At 75.5% G+C, this 18921-nt stretch carries 14 protein-coding genes; 7 read left to right on the plus strand and 7 right to left on the minus strand.

Going from position 1 to position 18921, the window contains the following annotated elements:
• Window positions 1-13: 13 nt before the first annotated feature.
• On the plus strand, window positions 14-1300 hold the full coding sequence (locus tag ACFCX4_RS00800; RefSeq protein ID WP_376137711.1) for a pyroglutamyl peptidase: 1287 nt from the start codon (window positions 14-16) through the stop codon (window positions 1298-1300).
• Window positions 1301-1411: 111 nt separating this feature from the next.
• On the opposite strand, the gene ACFCX4_RS00805 is transcribed toward ACFCX4_RS00800, so the two are convergent.
• Window positions 1412-2185: a BTAD domain-containing putative transcriptional regulator gene (locus tag ACFCX4_RS00805; protein WP_376137713.1), complete on the minus strand. Its 774-nt coding sequence runs from the start codon at window positions 2183-2185 to the stop codon at window positions 1412-1414.
• 234 nt (window positions 2186-2419) lie between these two features.
• The gene (locus ACFCX4_RS00810) at window positions 2420-3433 is read right to left on the minus strand and encodes a threonine/serine dehydratase (protein WP_376137714.1); all 1014 of its coding nucleotides are present in this window, start codon (window positions 3431-3433) and stop codon (window positions 2420-2422) included.
• Between the two features lie 598 nt (window positions 3434-4031).
• Between ACFCX4_RS00810 and ACFCX4_RS00815 the strand changes: the two genes are divergently transcribed.
• The 3 genes from ACFCX4_RS00815 (at window position 4032) to ACFCX4_RS00825 (ending at window position 9429) form a co-directional block, all read left to right on the plus strand.
• Complete coding sequence (locus ACFCX4_RS00815; RefSeq protein ID WP_376137715.1) at window positions 4032-7241, plus strand: AAA family ATPase; 3210 nt, start codon at window positions 4032-4034, stop codon at window positions 7239-7241.
• 122 nt (window positions 7242-7363) lie between these two features.
• The gene (locus ACFCX4_RS00820) at window positions 7364-7576 is read left to right on the plus strand and encodes a DUF5988 family protein (RefSeq protein ID WP_376137716.1); all 213 of its coding nucleotides are present in this window, start codon (window positions 7364-7366) and stop codon (window positions 7574-7576) included.
• A gap of 338 nt (window positions 7577-7914) precedes the next feature.
• On the plus strand, window positions 7915-9429 hold the full coding sequence (locus ACFCX4_RS00825; RefSeq protein ID WP_376137717.1) for an amino acid permease: 1515 nt from the start codon (window positions 7915-7917) through the stop codon (window positions 9427-9429).
• Between the two features lie 464 nt (window positions 9430-9893).
• On the opposite strand, the gene ACFCX4_RS00830 is transcribed toward ACFCX4_RS00825, so the two are convergent.
• From ACFCX4_RS00830 to ACFCX4_RS00840, 3 genes are all read right to left on the minus strand, one after another.
• Window positions 9894-10646: a rhomboid-like protein gene (locus ACFCX4_RS00830; RefSeq protein ID WP_376137718.1), complete on the minus strand. Its 753-nt coding sequence runs from the start codon at window positions 10644-10646 to the stop codon at window positions 9894-9896.
• Window positions 10646-11014 carry a hypothetical protein gene (locus ACFCX4_RS00835; RefSeq protein ID WP_376137719.1) on the minus strand — a complete coding sequence of 123 codons (369 nt, stop codon included), beginning with the start codon at window positions 11012-11014 and terminating at the stop codon, window positions 10646-10648. The genes ACFCX4_RS00830 and ACFCX4_RS00835 overlap by 1 nt, the downstream gene beginning before the upstream one ends.
• 256 nt (window positions 11015-11270) lie before the next feature.
• Window positions 11271-12770 (minus strand): MFS transporter, encoded by a 1500-nt coding sequence (locus ACFCX4_RS00840; RefSeq protein WP_376137720.1) that lies wholly within the window; start codon window positions 12768-12770, stop codon window positions 11271-11273.
• A 128-nt stretch (window positions 12771-12898) separates the two neighbouring features.
• On the opposite strand from ACFCX4_RS00840, the gene ACFCX4_RS00845 reads away from it, so the two are divergent.
• Window positions 12899-13387 (plus strand): MarR family winged helix-turn-helix transcriptional regulator, encoded by a 489-nt coding sequence (locus tag ACFCX4_RS00845; RefSeq protein WP_376137721.1) that lies wholly within the window; start codon window positions 12899-12901, stop codon window positions 13385-13387.
• A gap of 204 nt (window positions 13388-13591) precedes the next feature.
• On the opposite strand, the gene ACFCX4_RS00850 is transcribed toward ACFCX4_RS00845, so the two are convergent.
• Together ACFCX4_RS00850 and ACFCX4_RS00855 are read right to left on the minus strand one after the other, a co-directional pair.
• Window positions 13592-14308, minus strand: coding sequence for a DUF4291 domain-containing protein (locus ACFCX4_RS00850; RefSeq protein ID WP_376137722.1), 717 nt, complete (start codon window positions 14306-14308; stop codon window positions 13592-13594).
• A 793-nt stretch (window positions 14309-15101) separates the two neighbouring features.
• A complete protein-coding gene (locus ACFCX4_RS00855) occupies window positions 15102-15677 on the minus strand; it encodes a pyridoxamine 5'-phosphate oxidase family protein (protein WP_376137723.1) in 576 nt (191 codons plus the stop codon).
• A 598-nt stretch (window positions 15678-16275) separates the two neighbouring features.
• Between ACFCX4_RS00855 and ACFCX4_RS00860 the strand changes: the two genes are divergently transcribed.
• Together ACFCX4_RS00860 and ACFCX4_RS00865 are read left to right on the plus strand one after the other, a co-directional pair.
• On the plus strand, window positions 16276-17973 hold the full coding sequence (locus ACFCX4_RS00860) for a condensation domain-containing protein (RefSeq protein WP_376137724.1): 1698 nt from the start codon (window positions 16276-16278) through the stop codon (window positions 17971-17973).
• 46 nt (window positions 17974-18019) lie between these two features.
• The gene (locus ACFCX4_RS00865; RefSeq protein WP_376137725.1) at window positions 18020-18889 is read left to right on the plus strand and encodes a diiron oxygenase; all 870 of its coding nucleotides are present in this window, start codon (window positions 18020-18022) and stop codon (window positions 18887-18889) included.
• Window positions 18890-18921 lie beyond the last annotated feature (32 nt).

The raw sequence follows: 18921 nt of genomic DNA on the forward strand, positions 1-18921 counted from the left end.
TAGTGTCCACGCCATGACGACTGCCGGGCGCCGTGCCGCCCTCGCCGCGACCCTCATCGGCGCGCTCGCCGCGACCGTCCTGCCCGCGGGTGCCGCCGGCGCCGCGACCGGCACCGACCGCGCGGCCCGGCCGTCCTGCCGGAGCGTCGACTCCGTGCCGCTCGACCGGGAGCAGGCGCGCACCGCGGACCCGCGCACCGCCGCCCTGACCGAGCGCGGGGGCTTCGGCGACTTCGTCCGCCGCTTCCCCGCCGCGCTCTGCGGCGCCCGCACCGCCGCCCAGGCCGGCCGGCTGGTCGACGCCTGGGGTGAGGCGCTCTGGCGGGCCGGCGTCGACCGCGCCCAGGGCCACCGCCCCGGCGGCGACCTGCCCGCCCCCGACGACCGGCCGCTGTACTGGGCCAGGGTCGCCATGACCGTCCGACTCGACCGCTGGCAGCCGGTGTTCACGGCCGACAAGGCCGCGCTGCGGGAGCGTTTCGAGGATGCCTCGCGCGGCCTCGGCGACAGCGGGTTCCGGGGCCGTCCGGGTGTGCGCCGGATCTTCGTGAGCGGCTTCGACCCGTTCGGCCTGGACGCCGAGCTGCGCCGCGCCAACCCCTCGGGCTCGGCGGCGCTGCAGCTGGACGGGCGCCGGGTCACCCTCGCCGACGGCACCCCCGCCGAGATCCAGGCGGTGCTGTTCCCGGTCCGCTACGGCGACTTCGACCGGGGCATCGTCGAGCGGGCCTTCGCCCCGAAGCTCGCCCGCGGCCACCGCTCGGCCGACCTCATCACCACCGTCAGCCAGGGCTACCCGGGCCTGTTCACCCTGGAGGCCTGGGCCGGCCGGAACCGCTCCGCGGACCCCTACACCGACAACGCGGGCGTGCTCTCCGGCGGCACCCGCCAGAACCCCGCGACCGCGCCCGGGCTCGGCCCCGGCGCGGAGTTCATCGCCACCAGCCTGCCCACCGGGCCGATGACGGCCGTTCAGCAGCCCTTCCCGGTCAAGCTGAACACCACCGTCACCGAGATCCCGGCCGGGGCGAGCGCCCCGGTCGACCGGGCGGACGGCCCGACGCCCGGCTCGCGCGCGGTCAACGGCGGTGGCGGTGGCTACCTCTCCAACGAGGTCGCCTACCGCACCAACCGGCTGCGGCTGGAGGTGGCCCCGCAACTGCCCGGCGGCCACCTGCACACGCCCGTGCTCACCGGTCTCCCGGCGGAGCCCGACCGGCTGACCGGGCCGGAGTTCGAGCAGAACGAGGCCGCGATCACCGGCGAGGTCCTCGACATCCTGCGGCACACCGCCGGCTGACGGCCCGCCCGGCCCCGGTCACCGCGCGACCGGGGCCCGCCGACCCCTGCCTCCTCCGCCGGCCCCTGCCTCCTCCGTCGGCCCCGACCGCCCGCCGGGCCCGGCAGGCCGTCAGCCGACCGGCGCCATCGCCCCGTCCGGGTCGTCCGAGCGCAGGATCGCCCGGTGCAGCTCCTGCATCGGGGTGCACGGCTCCAGGCCCAGCTCGTCGAGCAGGGTCCGCCGCGCCGACCGGTACGCCCTGAGTGCGTCGGCCCGCCGCTCGGACCGGTAGAGCGCCAGCATCAGCTGCCGGTGGAAGGCCTCGCGCAGCGGGTTCTCGACGGTCAGCGTGTACAGCAGGCCGACCACCTCGCGGTGCCTGCCGCGCCGCAGCTGCGCGTCGACCAGCAGTTCCGTGCACTCCAGCCGGGCCTCGGTCAGCCGGGTGGCGAAGCCCCGCAGCACCGGACCCCTGCCGACGTCGCCCAGCGCCGGTCCGCGCCACAGCGCCAGGCCCCGCTCGAAGGCCTCGCCGGCCTCCTCGAAGCGCCGCTCGCGCAGGTACCGGCGGCCCAGCGCCACCAGTTCCAGGAACTCCCGCGCGTCGAGCGCGTCGCCGTCCAGCCGCAGCAGGTAGCCGGGGGAGCGGGTGAGGACCGGCCCGGCGGCGCGGTCTGGGCGGTACAGGAACTTGCGCACCTCGGAGACGTACACGTGCAGGCCCGCGAGCGCCCGGCGGGGCTGCCGTTCGCCCCAGATCTCGCCCATCAGCTGGTCCACCGACAGCACGTGGTCGGCGTGGGCGAGGAGCGAGGCGAGCAGGATCTCGATCTTCTGCGCGCTGATCGAGGACGGACCGTCCCCGTCGACCACCCGCAGGCTTCCCAGGAGTTCGTACCGCACCGATCGGACCTCCTTCCGGCGGGCCCCGTCGCTGCCCGGCCGCTGTCGCCCGGCGCGGCGGAACGCGGCGGGCGTGCTGGAACGCTGGGCAGTCTAGGAAGCGGCCGCAGGGGCGGTAACCCCGGAAATGCCCCTACCGGCACCCCTAGAGCCGACCGGGAGGCTCCGGGGTCCGCCGGTAGGGGCGCGCCGTCCGTGGATGGGGGGTGCGCGGACGGCGGGACCGGTGGTCTCTCAGGACGTGCCGACCGGCTCCGCCAGCAGCTCCGTCACCAGGGCGGTCTCGACGTTCCCGCCGGACACCAGCACCCCGATGTCCGACCGGCCGCCCTCGGCGGCGATCCGCAGGGCCGCGGCGACCGCGGTGGCGGCGGCCGGCTCCACCAGCAGGCGGCAGCGGGTGAGCACCAGGCGCATCGCGTCGGCGATCGCCTCCTCCTCCACCGCGACCACCCGGGAGACCCGCCGCCGGGCCAGGTCGAACGGCAACTGCCCGATCCGGTCCGGCCGCAGGCCGTCCGCGATGGTCGGCCGGGCCGCCACGGTCACCGGCCGTCCGGCCCGCAGCGCCTCGCCGAGCGCGGGGACGGCGGCCGGTTCGGCGGCGACCACCTCGACGCCGGAGCCGTCGGTCACCAGGCAGGCCCCGGCCACCGCGCTGCCGCCGCCGACCGGCAGCACCACGGCGTCCAGGCGTCCGCCGGCCTCCCGCACGCCGTCCAGCAGGTCGGCGGTCGCGGTGCCCTGACCGAGCACCACGTCCGGGTCCTGGTAGGGGTCGATCACGTCCAGGCCGCGCAGCACCCGCAGTTCCTCGACCACCGCGAGCCGCTCGGCCAGCGCCGTCCCGGCCTGGAGGACCTCCGCTCCGGCCTCGCGGATCCGTCGCACCTTCGTCGGCGCGGCGTCGACCGGCAGCACCAGGACGGCGGGCAGGCCGACCTCCCGGGCGGCCACCGCGACGGCGATCGCGTGGTTGCCGGTGCTCTGCGCGATCACCCCGGGCGACCCGGCCCCGGCCAGCCGTTCCACCGCGAGCAGCGCGCCGCGCATCTTGAACGACCCGCCGCGCTGGAGGTTCTCGGCCTTCAGCCACAGCCGGGCGCCCGCCACCGCGTCCAGTTCCTCGCAGCGGAGCACCGGGGTGGCGAGCACCCGGTCGCCCAGCCGCCGCCGGGCCTCGTGCACTCCCGCGGCGCTGAGCTGCGGCACGTCCTCGGCGAGCAGTCCGGCGTTCGTCCCGGTCATGCTGTCCCCCCTCGCTCGGCTCCGCCCGGCCGTCGCGGGACGGCCGGTGGTTGGCGCGGTCCAGCATCCGGAGGGCGGCCAAAGCGCGGCCAAAGCCGCCCCGAATCCGGCTCCGAATCCGGTTCGGGGGCCGGCGGCGGATTCCGTCCGGCGGCCGTTTCCCCCGGCCCGCGCGGCGCCGCGGGGTCACCGGAATTCGGTGGTCCACCGACGGTTCGCCCTCCGTACCGATGCGGCCGAAGGAGGAAGATGTGTGCTTATGTGCCCGGAACCGCCGTCAACGGTTAAGGAACTCTTACCCGGATCCGGTGGATTCCCGGGCCGGGTGCATGGCAGACTCACCACGCTCGCCGGGACGGTCCCGTCGCGGCGTGGGCGCTGGTCGGACGGGGTTCCGGTCCGAATGGTGTCCGGGCGCACGACGGCGGAAATCACGGGCCGGCGGGCGGTGGACCGGTGTCGCCGGGCGGTGCTCCGGCGAATTCCCGCCGAACCGCTCCGACGATGGTGAAGCGTACGCGTTCGGTAAAGCCGGGGTCAATGAATATCCGTGGCATGGCCAAAAGTGTTCTTCGGGGGATGGTGGCCGATGTGGCTGGTGGAAAGAGACAGAGAACTCGGCGAACTCGGCCGGCTGCTTGAGGAGACGTTCAAGGGGACCGGCGGACTCGCCATCGTCACCGGACCGGTGGCGAGCGGCAAGACGGCGCTGCTGCGGGTCCTCGGCGAACGAACCGCGGCCGCGGGCGGCACCTTCCTCGGCGCCACCGGCTGCCGGGCGGAGCGGGCGGTCCCGCTGGGTCTGGTCAGCCATCTGCTGTACGGCGCCGGCGGCGCCGCCGACGCTCCGGACGGACTCCAGCCGACCCTGGACGCCATCCTCGCCGCCCTGCACGGGGAATGCCGCGACCGGGAGCCCGAACGGCGCGCCCGGGGGAGGGAGTTCGCCGCCGAACTCATCGGCGGACCCGGGGGCGTGCCAGCCGTCGGCGATCCCGCCGAGGAGGAGGCGGCCGGACTCGCCCCGGCCGCCCTGCACCGGCTCTGCCGGGTCTTCTTCGACCTCGCCGCCGACGGACCGGTGGTCATCGGCGTCGACGACGCCCACCACGCCGACCTCGCCTCCATGCTCGTCCTGCTCTACCTCGCCCGCCGGCTGCGCACCGTCCCGATCCTCCTGGTGATCACCCGCTCCAGCCGGCCGCACCTGCGCCACGCCCACCTGCAGACCGAGTTCCTGCACCAGCCCGGCTGCACCGGCATCCGGCTCGGCCCGCTCGGTCCCCGCGGCGTGGAGGCCCTGCTCTCCGCCCACCTGGGCCCGGCGGCGGGCCCGGCCCTCGCGGCCGAGTGCCACCGGGTCAGCGGCGGCAGCCCGTTGCTGGTCCGCGCGATCGCCGACGACCAGCGGACGGCCGCCGCCGGACGCCCCGCGGACGCCCCGCCACCGGACCGGCTGGTGCTCGGCGGGTCCTTCGCACGCGCCCTCGACCGCTACCTGCTCCGCTCCGAGCGCGCCACCCGCGAGGTGGCCCGGGCCCTCGCCGTGCTGGGACCGGACCTCGGCACCGCGGTGCTGGCGGACGTCCTCGGCCTGGGGGCCAAGGCCACGGCGGACGCGCTGGCCGCCCTGGAGGAGGTCGGACTGCTGCGCGACGGGCGCTACCGGCACGACGGCGTCCGCCGCGCCGTCCTGGCCGGCCTGCCGCCGGAGCGGCCTGCCGCCCTGCACGCCCGGGCCGCCGAGGTGCTCCACCACCTCGGCGCGCCCCTGGAGCGGATCGGCCGGCACCTGGTGGCCGCCGAACGGCCCACCGCGCCCTGGGCCGCGGACGTGCTGCGCCGGACCGCCGAGGAGGCCCTGCGGCTGGACGAGGTGGCCCTCGCCGTCGACTGCCTGCGGGTCTCGCTGGACCTGTGCCGCGGTCCCCAGGAGCGCGCCGAGGTGCGGGCCGCGCTGCTGCGGACCGAATGGCGGGTCGACCCGGCCGCCGCCGCCCGCCACCTCACCGACCTGTGCGCGGCGGCCCGGGAGAACCGGCTGGACTGCCGCGACCTGTCGGTGCTGGTGAGCCGGCTGCTGTGGCACGGCCGGCTGGAGGAGGCCGCCGAGGTCCTCGACCCGATGGCCCGCCACCTCGCCGGGGCCGGCCTGACCCCCGAGCGCAACCAGCTGACGGTCTGTCTGATGATCTCCCAGGCCTACCCCGAGCTCTCCGAGCGGCTGCTGCCCGCCGGGCTGCGGGGGAGGCCCGACCCGGTCGACCCCGAACGCGGCTCCGGCCTCCAGGTCCGCGCGGCCGGGTCGCTGGCCTGCGTACTGGCCGGGCAGGACGCCGGGCCGCCGGAGCGGACCGGGCGCCGCGCCCGGTCCGCGGGGGAGGCGGGGCCGGTCGGCCACGACGCGGTGGAGACCGCCGAGACGGTGCTGGAGGGCTCCCGGCTGGACGACGACACCCTGAGCGCGATCGTCGTCGCGCTGCTGGTGCTGATCCTCGCGGACCAGTGCGAGCGGGCCGCCTCCTGGTGCGCGCACCTGGTGGCGGAGGCGGCCGGCCGCAACGCCCCGATGTGGACGGCGCTGCTCACCGCGCTCCAGGCGCTCACCCACCTGCGCCGCGGCGAGCTGCCGGCCGCCGAGCGGCGCGCCCGGGAGGCGCTCGCGCTGGTGCCGGTGGAGAGCTGGGGCGCGGTCGTCGGACTCCCGCTCGCGGTGGGCCTGCTGGCCACCACCGCCGCGCTCCGGCCCGCCGAGGCCGCGGCGTTCCGGGCGGTGCCCGTGCCCGACATCGTCTTCCGCACCCCCTGTGGCCTGCTCTACCTGCTCGCGCGCGGCCGGCACCACCTGTCGGGCGACCGGGTCCAGGCGGCCCTCGCCGACTTCCTGAGCTGCGGCGAACTGATGGAGAAGCTCGGCCTCGACGCGCCCGCCCTGGTGGCCTGGCGGATCGAGGCGGCCACGGCCTACCTGCGGCTGGGCCGGGTGGCGGAGGCCCGGCGGCTGCTGGACGAGCAGCTCGCGGCCACCGGTCCGGAGGACCACCGGACCCGCGGCCGGGCGCTGGTGCCGCTCGCCGCCACCACGGCCGACCTCGGCGAGCGGGCGCGGCTGCTGGTCACGGCGCTCGACCACCTCCAGGCCGGCGGCGACCGCTACGAGCAGTTCGTCGCGGCGACCGAACTCGGCCGCACCTACGCCCGGTTGGGCGCCGAGGCGGCGGCCAGGACGGAGGAGGACCGGGCGCACCGGCTGGCCCGGCTGTGCGGTCTGGCCGAGCCGGTGGCCGTCGCCCGGGGCGCGGTGACGGAGGTGGTGGCGGAGGCCGTGCCGGGTCCGGTGGCGGACGGGTTGCCGGACGGATCGGCGGGTGGGGTGGCGGACGGACCGGCGGACGACGTGCCGGGCGCGGCCCCGGGTGCGGTCGCGGTGCCGGGGACCGGGTACGGCGTGCCGCTCGCGGCCAGGAGCGCGCACGTGGCCGCCGGCCCGCTGCCGGGCCGGCCCGCCGAGCTGACGCCGGGCGCCCGTACCCCCCGGGCGTCCGGCCGCAGGCCCGCGGCGACGCCGGCGGTCCACCGCGTCCCGCCGCCGGCGCCGCCGGAGCCGCTGCCGGTCGAGGAGCTGAGCCGGGCCGAGCTGAGGGTGGTCACGCTGGCCGCCCGCGGCCACACCAACCGCCAGATCGCCCACAAGCTCTTCATCACCGTCAGCACCGTGGAGCAGCACCTGACCCGCGCCTACCGCAAGCTGCGGGTCAACCGGCGGTCCGACCTGCGGGCGCACCTGCTGCCCGATGCCGCCGGCTGAATCCGCACCCCCTACCGGACCCGGCAAAGGTGACGTTAGGGGTTATCCGGCCGCGGGGCGCTGCGTAGCTTCGGGGCCCAGGTCAGGTAGCGCTGGCGAAGCCACCCCCGGGAGGTAGCACGATGACGGAGCCGAAGGCGAAGATCCTGCTCGAAGGCGGCGCGGCGGGGTCGGAGTTCGCGCGCCTGCGCGCGGTCGACCCCGGTGAGAACGTGGTCAAGGTCCTCACCGGCAACCGGTACGAGCACTTCCGGCGCACCGGCAGGACGGCCGAGCACGAGGGCGTCCCGCTGGACGTGTTCGAGTGGAGCGGCAACACCTTCGTCGCGGAGTGAGGCCCGCGCGGGCCGTGCGGCGGTGCCCGCCGAGCGGTGTCCGCCGTCAGGTGTCCGTCGTGTGCTGCCCGGCCGGTGGTGCCGGGCCGGTGACCCCCGGCGGGTGACGTCCGGCGGGTGACGTCCGGCGTAGTGCGGCGGACCGGCCGGGCGGCCCGCCGCACACCCCCGGCGCGCCGCGGGACGAGTGCCCGTCCGGCGGTCGCACGGCCGGAGGTCTTCCGGCCGGCGGGGCCGTCCGGAGAACAAATCCCACCGATTTGGTACAAGGTGCCGCCTGCACGAGCATGGGCGTCCGCTCCACCGGGCGCGCAGGACCAGAAAGGCACCACATCCTCATGCAGACCAGCCCGGCCGGGACCCGGCAGGCACCCGGACCCGTCCGCCCCGCCCGGACGGCCCGGTCCGACGGCGGCCCGGAGGCCCCGCCGCCCGCCCCGGACTCCCCGCCCGGGCCCGCCCGGTCCGCCGTCCGGCGCTTCGGCCTGCCCACCGCGACCGCCCTGGTGATGGGCAACATCATCGGCGGCGGCATCTTCATGATCCCCGCCGCGGTGGCCCCGTACGGCACGGTCAGCCTGCTCGCCTTCGCGGTGCTGACCGCCGGCGCGATCGCCCTGGCCCTGGTCTTCGGACGGCTCGCCCGCCGCGACCCCCGCACCGGCGGACCCTACGTCTACGCCCGGGAGGCCTTCGGCGACTTCGCCGGCTTCCTGGCCGCCTGGTCCTACTGGATCACCACCTGGGTCAGCAACGCCGCCCTCGCCGTCGCGGCCGTCGGCTACCTCACGGTGCTCTGGCCCGCCGTCGGCCGCTCCACCGCGCTCGCCGTCGGCTGCGCGCTCACCCTCCAGTGGCTGCCCGCGCTCGCCAACCTGGCCGGCACCCGGTACGTCGGCGCCGTCCAACTCGTCGCCACCGTACTCAAGTTCATCCCCCTGGTGGTGGTCTCGGTGGCCGGCCTCACCGCCTTCGACCCGGCCAACCTCGGCCCCTTCGACGCGACCGGCGACGGCTGGGCCGGCGGGATGACGGCCGCTGCGGCGATCCTGCTGTTCAGCTACCTCGGCGTGGAGTCGGCCGCGATGAGCGCCGGCCAGGTCCGCGACCCGGAGCGCAACGTCGGCCGGGCCAGCGTGCTCGGCACCGCGGGTGCGGCGGTGGTCTACCTGCTCGGCACGCTCGCCGTGTTCGGCACCGTCGCCCACGACCGGCTGGTCCACTCCACGGCGCCGTTCTCCGACTCGGTGAACGCCGTCTTCGGCGGCTCCTGGGGCGGCACCGCCGTCGCCGTCGCCGCCCTCGTCTCGATGACCGGCGCGCTCAACGGCTGGACCCTGCTCTCCGCCCAGGCCCCGTACGCCGCCGCGAAGGACGGGCTGTTCCCCGCCGTCTTCGCGACCGAGCGCCGCGGCGTGCCGGTGTTCGGCGTCCTGGCCGGCGTCACGCTGGCCTCGCTGCTCACCGTCCTCGACTTCGCCTCCGGGGCGAAGGCCGCGTTCGACACCCTGGTGCTGGTGACGACCTTCACCGCGACGGTGCCCTATCTGCTCTCCACCGCCGCCCAGCTGTACTGGCTGCTGCGCGGCGACCGCGACCGGGTGGTCCCCGCCCGCCTCGCCCGCGACGTCACCCTCGCGCTGGCTGCCTTCGCCTTCTCCGCCTGGCTCGTCGCCGGCGCCGGCTACGCGGCCGTCTACCAGGGCGTGCTCTTCCTCCTGGTCGGCGTCCTCGTCCACACCGTCCTCGCGGCCCGCCGCCGCACCCCGTCCGTGGACACCGGTACCGGTACCGCCGGCTCCGGCGAGGGCGCCCCCGCCGCCGGTGCCCCGTGCGGCGGCACCACGGTGTGAACGACGGGACCGAGCGCCGGCCGGACACCGGCTCCGCGCTCCGCGGGTGCGGGCGGTCGGCGAGTGCCTGGCCGCCGTCCACGGCGCGCCGTGGGCCCGGCCGCCCGATGCGTCGGCCGCCGGTGGAAGGTCACCCGCCGCCCCGGTCGACGAGCCGGGGGCTGTGACCGAACGCTGCCGTCCGCACCGATTCGCCGGGTTGACCCGATCGACCGGGCCGAGCCCGTGGCCGGAAGTCGGGTCCTCGTCGCCTGGGGTACGGGTGGCCCGGGTGCCGGGGAGGGCGTCGCCGGGTGGAGGCAGGACCCTCGGCCGCCCCGTCGGCGGAGGGTCCGGTGGCGGAGGGGGTCGGAGGAACGGCTCCCCGGGGGTGCGGCGCCCAGACCGAGGAGACCGGTGACGGTGGTGAGCAGGGCGCCCCGGCCCCTCCGACGAGGACGGCCGCCGGGTACCGGCCGCCTCGCCTACCGCGACGGCACCCGCTCCGGTCGCCCCTCCGGGTCGTTCGCCGTCCCTGCCGTCCCCACGGTCCCCGCCGCCGGCGCCCGCTCGGCAGGGCGGAGCCGGCGGGCCACCGGCGGCAGCCCCAGCCGGTGCGCCGCCGCGACGGCGAGCCCCGCGACCAGCGAGATCAGGTGCCCGACGGCGGCCACCTCGCCGTCGGCGACGCCGCCGAACAGGCTGGGCGCCGCCACCGCGAGCATCGCCAGCCAGACGGCGCGCGACCACACCGGGCGGGCCCGTCCGATCGCCACCGCCAGCGCCGCGACCACCACGTAGGACGGCCCGGTGTCGACGTAGTGCGCGGCCTCGGGCGGCAGCGCCCCGTGCTCGATCCGCCACCGCACCAGCCCCTCGGTGATCACGGTGGCCAGCACCTGGACGCCCGCCAGCACCGCGACCGCCCGTCGGCCGCCGAGCGCGCCGACCACGGCGAAGACGGACAGCGCGAACACCGGCCAGACCCAGATGGTGTCCTGCGGCACGAACGCGGAGACCACCAGCGACTCGACCGGGTGGCCGTCCGGCCAGGGCCGCAGATTGCCGAGGTCGGTCGACGCCCACGCGCGCAGCGCCGCCACCCGTTCGGCGGGCAGCAGCGTCAGCAGCGGCCACATCGAGGCCAGCACGGTCACGTACCAGAACGCCGGGTCGCGCAGCAGCCTGCGCGGGGCCGGCAACCGCAGGGCGGGCCGCCGCCGGGCCGGGGCGGCCACTACCGGGCGCGCCGCGGCGGCCGGGCGCCGCCCACGAGTGCCGCGCCCGCGGTGACCGCCACCGCCCCGGCGGCCAGCAGGCCGCCCCGGGAACGCCAGGACAGCACCGACCACCGCGAGTTCGCGGACAGCACCGACCCCAGGCTCAGCCAGGACCCGGCGGACAGCACGGAGGCCGCCGACCCGGCCGAGCCGATGGACAGGAAGCTGCCGACCGACCCGATCGAGAGCACCGACCCGACGGAGCCGACGGAGAGGACCGAACCCACCGAGCCGACGGAGAGCACGGAGTCCCCGGCGCGGACCGCCCGCCGGGACGAGCAGGCCGCCGGCGCGGCCGTTGACGAGGAATCAAGAGACTCGGACACCCCTCGATCGTATGCCGCCGCCCGGCCCCGCACCCGCCCGGCCCGTACCGCTCCGGGCGGGCGCGGGGCCCGTCGGTCGCCCCGGCGGCAGACGTCCGGGCGGGAGCGGGCCGGGGCGACCGAGGACGTCGGCCCGACCGGCGGCGGTGGCCGTGCGGGATTCGGCGTCGTCCTCCTCCCGGGCCGGCGGCGGTGGGCGGCCGGTGCGTGCGCGGCAGGGGAGGACCGGGCCGGCGCCCGCTCTCCCGGCCGCGTTTCACACGGTGAGCCGCCGCTCCGCGTCGGAGCCGCCGGCCGGCCCGGCGGCGGTGCCGTGCTGATCCTCCTCGGGGCGCCCCTTCGCGGGCAGCAGGAAGGTGATCGCGAAGAAGACCACCAGCAGGCACGCCTGGGCGATCAGCGCGCCGTGGAAGCCGCCGGTGAAGTCACCGGTCCTGGCCCGGGCGAAGAACACCGGGCCGAGGACCGCGACCCCGAGGGACCCGCCGACCGCCTGGACCGCCGACAGGACCCCGGAGGCGGATCCGATCTCGTCGTCGTCCACCGCAGCCAGGACGAAGCTGAACAGGGCGGCGATCACCATGCCGGCGCCGACGCCCGACAGTGCCACCCCGGGGGCGATCTCCCGGATCGAGAACGAGGCGGCATCGAGGCCGTCGAGCTCGAACCAGAGCACGGCCGCGCCGGCCAGCTGGACCAGCGGTCCGATCTGCAGCACCCTGCGGCCGATCCTGTCCGCGAGGAACGCGCCGCTGACGGCGCCGCCGATCGCGGTTCCCACCGCGAGGGGCAGGTTGCCCAGCCCCGCCTCACCGGCGGTGAAGTGCCGGCCGATCTGGAGGAACAGGGTCAGCACCAGCTGGGTGCCGACGAGCCCGCCGAAGAAGAGGGCGATGCCGCCGAGGCCGACGGTGAAGGCGGGCTTGCGCAGCAGCCCCGGGATCACCAGCGGCGCGCGGCCCGCGGCCGCCGTGCGGCGCTGCTGGAGGGCGAAGAGGGCGAACCCGGTCGCCGAGGCGGCCATGCAGAGCCAGGTCCACAGCGGCCAGCCGCTCTCCTGCCCCTGGTTCAGCGGCAGTACCAGCAGGGCGCAGGACGCCACGACCAGGGTTGCGCCGGTGATGTCGACCCGGATCGTGGGGTCGCCCGCCTTCCTGGGCACGAACTTCGCGGCGACGACCAGCGCCGCGATGCCGATGGGCAGGTTGACCAGGAACACCGAGCGCCAGCCCAGGCCGAAGAAGTCGCCCTCGACGAGGAAGCCGCCCAGGACCGGGCCGATGATGCCGCCCAGACCGAGGACCGGACCGAAGACCGCGAAGACCTTGGTGAGTTCGGGGCCGGAGAAGTTCTCCCGCAGCAGGCCGAGGCCCTGGGGCAGGAGCAGCGCTCCGGCGGTGCCCTGCAGCAGGCGGAAGGCGATCAGCGATCCGGTGTTCGGCGCGAGCGCGCACAGCAGCGAGGCCGCGGTGAAGGCCGTCAGGCCGATCAGGAACATCCGGCGCCGGCCGTGGCGGTCGCCCAGTCGGCCGCCGAGGACGAGTCCGGCGCCCAGGGCGAGGGCGTAGCCGCCGATCACCCACTGAAGTCCGACGGGACCGGTGCCGAGGGACTCCTCCAGGTCCGGTCCGGCCACGTTGACGACGGAGGCGTCCAGGAGGTCCATGACCTCCGCGACGATCATCGCCACCAGGATCAGCCACCGCCACCGGTAGGGCTCGGTCGTCTCGCCGGGGGCGGGGGACGGGGCACTCACGCCAGATACCTCCATGGTGAAGTAATTTCACGATGAAGGTAAATTGGTGGAGGTAGGTTGTCAAAGCGGGCCGCCCACCTGGCGGCCCGGCAGGGTGGGACGAGGTGGCGGGCCCGGTGGAGGAAGCGATGGGCGACGGTGTCGCGGAGCAGCGCGAACGGTTGATGGAAGGGCTGCGGATCTACGGCGGCCACTACACCGAACTCGGCCGGCGCTTCGCCGCCTGGCTCGGCCTGCACTCCACCGATGCGACCGCGGTCCTGGAGATCGCCGCCGCCGAGGAACGCGGGACCCCGCTGTCGCCGGCCCGGCTGAGCGAGCGGGTCTCCCTGTCCACGGGCGCCACCACCGCGCTCCTGAACCGCCTCGAAGCGGCCGGGCACATCACCCGCACCCGTGAACACTCCGACCGGCGCATCGTCACCCTGCGCAGTGGCTCGCACATCCGGGAGAGGGCGGACGAGTTCTTCGGTCCGCTCGCCCACCGCCTCGACGCCGCGATGGCCCCCTATCCGCCGCAACTCCTGCGGCAGTTCGAGCAGTTCGTCACCGATCTGAACGCCACCATGGACGCGCACCTCGCCGAGCGCCGCGACCACGGCGGCGGACCGGCGTGACCGGCCCGGGCAACCGCGGATCCCCGGGCCGGAGAACGGCTCTGTCCGCCTCGGACCACGCGCCGGGACCACCCCGCCCGTGACACCGGCGACCCGCCCACCCGGATGCGCCCGCTGCGCCGGCAACGGTGACCGTGCGGCCTCCGGCTCGCCGTCCCGCGGCAACCCGGCCCGTTCCGTTCCGGACGGCCCACTGCTCGTCGGTCACCCCGGTCCGTCGCCGCCCAGGTGGGCCAGGGCGCCGGGCCTCACCGGATACGCCCGCTCCGCCGGCAGCAGTGACCGTGCGGCCTCCGGCTCGCCGTCCCGCAGCAGCCCGTGGATCCGGTGGACCAGCGGGGTGACGTCGGTGACGGACACCGTCCACTCGTCGGCGTAGCGCCGCGCGGCCTCGCCCGCGAGACCGAGCTGGAGCGAGCGGTACGGCAGTGGCCGGAGCCGCAGGTCCCGTTCGGGATCCCACTGCACCCGGGCCGGTGACCGTCGGAGCAGGCGCTGCCAGGCCGCGCGGTCCGGGTGGAGCCCGCGCCGGTAGTGCGCGAGGCACGCGTGCTCCAGCGCCCACTCCAGCCCCGCCCGTTCGATCTCGACCGCGAGCACGGTCTCCTGGCCCGCCTTCGTCGCCCAGCCGCAGCGGTACATCATCCAGAGGAACGAGGGCTTGACCCACGTCATCCGGTCGCGCTTCCACGGCTCGGGGAAGCGCCCGTCCCGGGCCGCGGCCAGTCCGATCTCCGGCGGGTAGGCCTGGTAGACGGTCACGGTGGTCTCCGTGTGGACGGCACGGATCCGGTGCGGGGGCTCCGCCGCCGGGTCCCTGACGCTCCGGTTGTCCGCGGCGGCGCTCCGTGCGTCCTGGGCCCCGTGTCCGCCCCGGTCGGTGCGGGTGTCCTGCGGGCCGGGCGCGTTCGCTGTCTCCATGGCGTCCAGGGTGGCGGCCCGCACCGCGCGGGGCGAGCGAATTCCGGGCGGTACGCGCGGGCACGGGTGGCCGCGGGCGGTTCGGCGGCGGGGCGTACCGGCGCCGGGCGGCGTGTCGGGCCGGAGGTGTGCGCGAGTGAGCCACGGCCGACGGCGGGAGACCCGACGCCTCCGACCTGCCGCCGCGAAGCCGGTGTCCGAGGCCGCCGCGGCCGTGGACGGGCCCGGCCCCCACGCCCCGCGCCTTCACCGTACCGGTCGTCCCTGCCGGCCTGCGCCCGTGTGGACGCCGGGCCGGGGGCCGCCGGGTCCGGAGTCCTTCTCCTCCTTTTCGCCGTCGCCGGGAAGGGCTGCCGAGCAATGCCTTTTCCGGCACGCTGCATTCGATTCCTGCTGTGCCGGGAATCCGGTCCGGCGCCCTGCCGCCCCGGCCCGACCGCCCGGTGGCCGCGGTGGATCGGAAAACACGCACGCCGCCGACCGGGTTCCGGTGGTCCCCGATCCGGCGAGTCCCGTCCCGGCGGAGGACGGATTCGCCGGGACGGAAAATCCACCGTTTGTCGAGGCTTTACCGACCGGAGGGCAAAGAATTCCGTCGGACCCGACCGCCCGGACATCGCCCGCGCACCGAACATTCACATCGGTTTCCCGCTCATTCCCGGGGCCGCGAATCGCCGGGATCGGTCCGGCCGCCCGGATCCGCCTGATCGTGACCGAATCGCCGGAAATCGAACCGGTCCGGGTGGCGCCGCCGTGCCGACCGTTCTCCGGCCCGCGGGCCGGCCGGGGTCGCTCAGGAGCGCTGTCCGACCGGGTCGGACTCGCCGGCCGAGAGTCCGGGCAGCCCGTCGATGCTGTTGCGGTTGTGCTTGGCCCGGTAGTCGCGGGTCTCCTGGACGTCGTGGCGCGCGGCCCAGCGGTCGAGCGTGCTGCGCTCCTCGACCAGGTCCATCCGGGGGACGCCCCAGCCGCAGGAGTCCGAGACCCGGTCGCAGTCCACCACGATGATCGAGCGCACGCCCGGATGCGGGCCGAACCTGGCCAGCAGTTCCGGGAACCCGGGATCGTGCAGGGTCACCACCCGCCCGGTCCCGTAGAGCCGGACGATCAGCGCCTGGCGCTCGAAACCGCAGAACATCAGGGTGATCCGGCCGTTCTCCCGGACGTGGGCGACGGTCTCGATGCCGCTGCCGTCGAGGTCCAGGTAGGCCACCGTGGTGTCGTCGAGCACGGTGAAGGTGTCGCCGTAGCCCTTCGGCGAGACGTTGACCCGGCCGCCGTCGGACGGCGCGGTCGCCACGAAGAACACCGGCTGCTTCTCGATGAACGCCCGGGTCCGGTCGTCCAGTCGCTCGTAGACATGCCCCACGCCACAGACCCCTCGTCGAGATTCCGGCAGGATCGCTCGGGGGATCCGGGTGCGCGCCGCGGCCGCGGCGGGCGCACCGGTCCAGGCGCCATTGCCAAGAATTCGCGCGAGTCGCGCGCTGTGAAATCCCCCGATTTCGGTCGGCCGCCGGGATTCCTCCGGGAACGGCGCGCAGCCATTCCCCTCCAGGGCCTCGGCAAGCATGCCAGCCGGCGCCGGGCCGGGCAACCCCTGCCGGCCGCGGATCTCGGATCCCGAGATCCCGGAGCCCGGTCAAGTCGGGCAAGTCGGCGCAGAATCGGTGACCCTCGCCGGAACCACTCAAGAGCGGGCGAAGAGTCGGATCCGGGGGCCCCGAGGGGCAATTCCGCTCCTTCCTATTTGGTCTAGACAACCAATCGGCGGCTTGCTAGCTTCTGCGTTTGTTGATCACCGGAACGATCCCGCCGAAGCGTTTCGCCGGACTTTCGCACCCGTTCCACGGACCTTCCCGAACGATCCGCGGAGCGCGCGCCCCGGCAGCCGGCGCCGTTCCCCCCGATATTTCCCTGACGCCTTTCCGCGTGTTCCGCCCTGAATCCGAGGTGTGCAGATGTCGATGAGCGAGTCCCGCGCCGTCCCGGTGCGCTTCGCCGGCCTCCGGGCCGGTTCGGCGCCGCTCAGCTGGGGCCAGCACGCGATCTGGAAGTCCATCCGGTGGCTCGGCGAGGAGTCCCACTACTTCAACATCCCGCGCGCCGTGCCGGTCCCGCCGGGCTGCCCGGTGGACGCGGTGACGGCCGCCGTCGAGCGGCTGATCCACCGGCACGAGGCCCTGCGCAGCACCTTCGCCGACACGCCGGCCGGACCGGTGCAGACCGTGGCCGGCGAGGGCGCGGCCGAGGTCGAGGTCTTCGAGGCCGGGCGGCCGGTCCCGCGCGAGGAGGCGCTGGAGCTCGCCCAGCGGCTCGCCGGACGCGCCTTCGACCACGCCACCGGGTTCGGCATGCGCTACGCCGTGGTCACGGCCGGCGGGGAACCCGTCTGGTTGCTCCTGGTGGTCTCCCACCAGTGCACCGACTTCTTCGGGATCCGCGTCATCGAGGCCGAGCTGGCGACCCTGCTCGCCGGCGGCGAGCCCGACCCGGCCGACTGGCACCCGCTGGACCAGGCCCGCTTCCAGCAGGGCGGCGAGGGCGCGGCACGCGGCCGGGCCTCCCTGGACTTCTGGCGCCGCACCCTCACCCGGGTGCCCCGCTCGCACTTCGACTTCGCGCGCACCGGCGGTCCCGCCGACCCCGCCGACCCCGGCGAACCGGCGGACCCGGAGCGGTTCGTCCGGCTGCGGCTGGACTCCCCGGCGGGCGCGGTCGCCGCCGACCTGCTCGCCACCCGCTGCCAGGTGAGCACGAGCACCGTGCTGCTGACCGCGGCGGCGGCCGTCGTCGCGGCGTACTCCGGCCACGACACGGCCGTGCTCCAGCTCATCGCCGGCAACCGCAACGAACCCCGGCTGCGCGGCATGGTCGGCGCCCAGACCGAGAACGCGCTGTTCGTCCTGAACGTCGCGGACGGCACCTTCGAGGACGCGGTGCGCCGCTGCTTCCTGCCCGGCATGTCGGCCTACCGGTTCGGCGAGTACCACCCGCCGTCCATGGACGCCGTCCACGACGAGGTCCGGCTGCACCGGGGCGTCGGCCTCGACCTGTCCTCCTTCTTCAACGACGTCCGGATGAACGACCGCTGGGAGTCGCTGCCGGAGACCGACGGGTCCGCCGAGCAGCTGGCCGCCCTGGCGGAGCGCAGCGAGATCTCGTTCATCGGCGCCTGGCCCCGGCAGGACGCCAAGTACTTCGTCCACGTGCAGTACATGCCCGACACCCTGCACCTGTTCCTCATGGCGGACACCGCCTACCTGCCCCGGCCGGTCGTCGAGCGGCTGCTCAGGGCGATGGAGGCCCTGCTGGTGCGCAGCGTCCACGGGGAGGTCGGACTCCGCGAGGCGGCCGGCCCGGACCGTGCGCCCCGGCCCGACGGCTGGGTCCGCGCCGACTCCTGCTGGTTCGACCTCGCCGAGACGCGCCGGCTGGTCTCGGCCGCCGCCGGCGGCGCCGAGGTGCGGCTGTCCCTCGCCCAGGACGGACCGGAACGGCTGGTGGCGGACGTGACCGCGACCGCGCCGGGGACCGCTCCGGAGGAGCTGCACCGGGCGGTGGTGGCGCTCGTCGAGCACCGCACCGACGCCGTCGCCCCGCACCACTACCGCGTGTCCACGCCCTCCGGCGAACTGCTCGCCGAGGGTTCCGGCCGCCCGTAGCCGGGCCCGCCCCCACGACCGACCAGCGGAGAGAGAGCCCGTACCGATGACCACTGCCACGATCTGGGACCGCGAGGTCCAGACCGCCGTCGACCGCCTCACCCGGGCCGCCGAGAACGAGTACTACAACCCGTACCAGACCTTCGACTGGCCGGAGGAGATCGCGCCGGACGCCAAGTGGCTGAGCGACGAGCTGCTCAGCACCCACGGCACCGGCCTGGAGGAGGAGCTGACGCCGGAGCAGCTGCGGCTGCTCGGCAAGTGGGAGAGCATCAACTTCTACAGCCTCAACGTGCACGGGATCCGGGAGCTGATCCTGGAGGTGGTCAACCGGATCCACATGCCCGGCTACGAGATCCCGACCAGGTTCTTCCACCACTTCGTGGGTGAGGAGAACGAGCACATGTGGTTCTTCGCCGAGTTCTGCCTGCGCTACGGCGGCCGGATCTTCCCCGACCTGACCATGGCGTTCCCGCGCGAGGAGCACTCCGCGGAGTTCGAGAACTTCATCGTCTTCAGCCGGATCCTGATCTTCGAGCAGATCGTCGACCACTTCAACAGCCGGATGGCGGCCGACGCCTCGCTGCCGGAGACGATCCGCGCGATCAACCGGATCCACCACCAGGACGAGTCCCGGCACATCGCCTTCGGCTGCCAGCTGGTGCGCGCCGTCCACGAGCGGCTGCGCGCCGTCGGGGACGAGCGGGAACTCGCCGCCGCGGCCGAGTACGTGGAGCGCTACATCACCCTGACGCTGCAGCAGCTCTACAGCGTCGAGGCGTACCGGGCGGCCGGCATCCCGGACCCGCTGGCGTTCCGCGGCCGGGTGCTGGCCTCCCCGCGGCGGGCGGCCGTGCACGAGCAGATCGCCGGCCGGACGTACGCCTTCTACCGCCGGATCGGCGTGCTCGCCTGAGCCCCGTGCTCGCCTGAGCCCCGTGCCCGGCC

This window comes from Kitasatospora sp. NPDC056327, assembly GCF_042261735.1.
Lineage (GTDB): Bacteria > Actinomycetota > Actinomycetes > Streptomycetales > Streptomycetaceae > Kitasatospora.

Coding starts and splice junctions, on each gene's coding strand:
- ACFCX4_RS00865 (WP_376137725.1), top strand. CDS start 18,020: ATGACCACTGCCACGATCTGGGACCGCGAGGTCCAGACCGCCGTCGAC.
- ACFCX4_RS00845 (WP_376137721.1), top strand. CDS start 12,899: ATGGGCGACGGTGTCGCGGAGCAGCGCGAACGGTTGATGGAAGGGCTG.
- ACFCX4_RS00800 (WP_376137711.1), top strand. CDS start 14: ATGACGACTGCCGGGCGCCGTGCCGCCCTCGCCGCGACCCTCATCGGC.
- ACFCX4_RS00825 (WP_376137717.1), top strand. CDS start 7,915: ATGCAGACCAGCCCGGCCGGGACCCGGCAGGCACCCGGACCCGTCCGC.
- ACFCX4_RS00820 (WP_376137716.1), top strand. CDS start 7,364: ATGACGGAGCCGAAGGCGAAGATCCTGCTCGAAGGCGGCGCGGCGGGG.
- ACFCX4_RS00860 (WP_376137724.1), top strand. CDS start 16,276: ATGAGCGAGTCCCGCGCCGTCCCGGTGCGCTTCGCCGGCCTCCGGGCC.
- ACFCX4_RS00810 (WP_376137714.1), bottom strand. CDS start 3,433: ATGACCGGGACGAACGCCGGACTGCTCGCCGAGGACGTGCCGCAGCTC.
- ACFCX4_RS00850 (WP_376137722.1), bottom strand. CDS start 14,308: ATGGAGACAGCGAACGCGCCCGGCCCGCAGGACACCCGCACCGACCGG.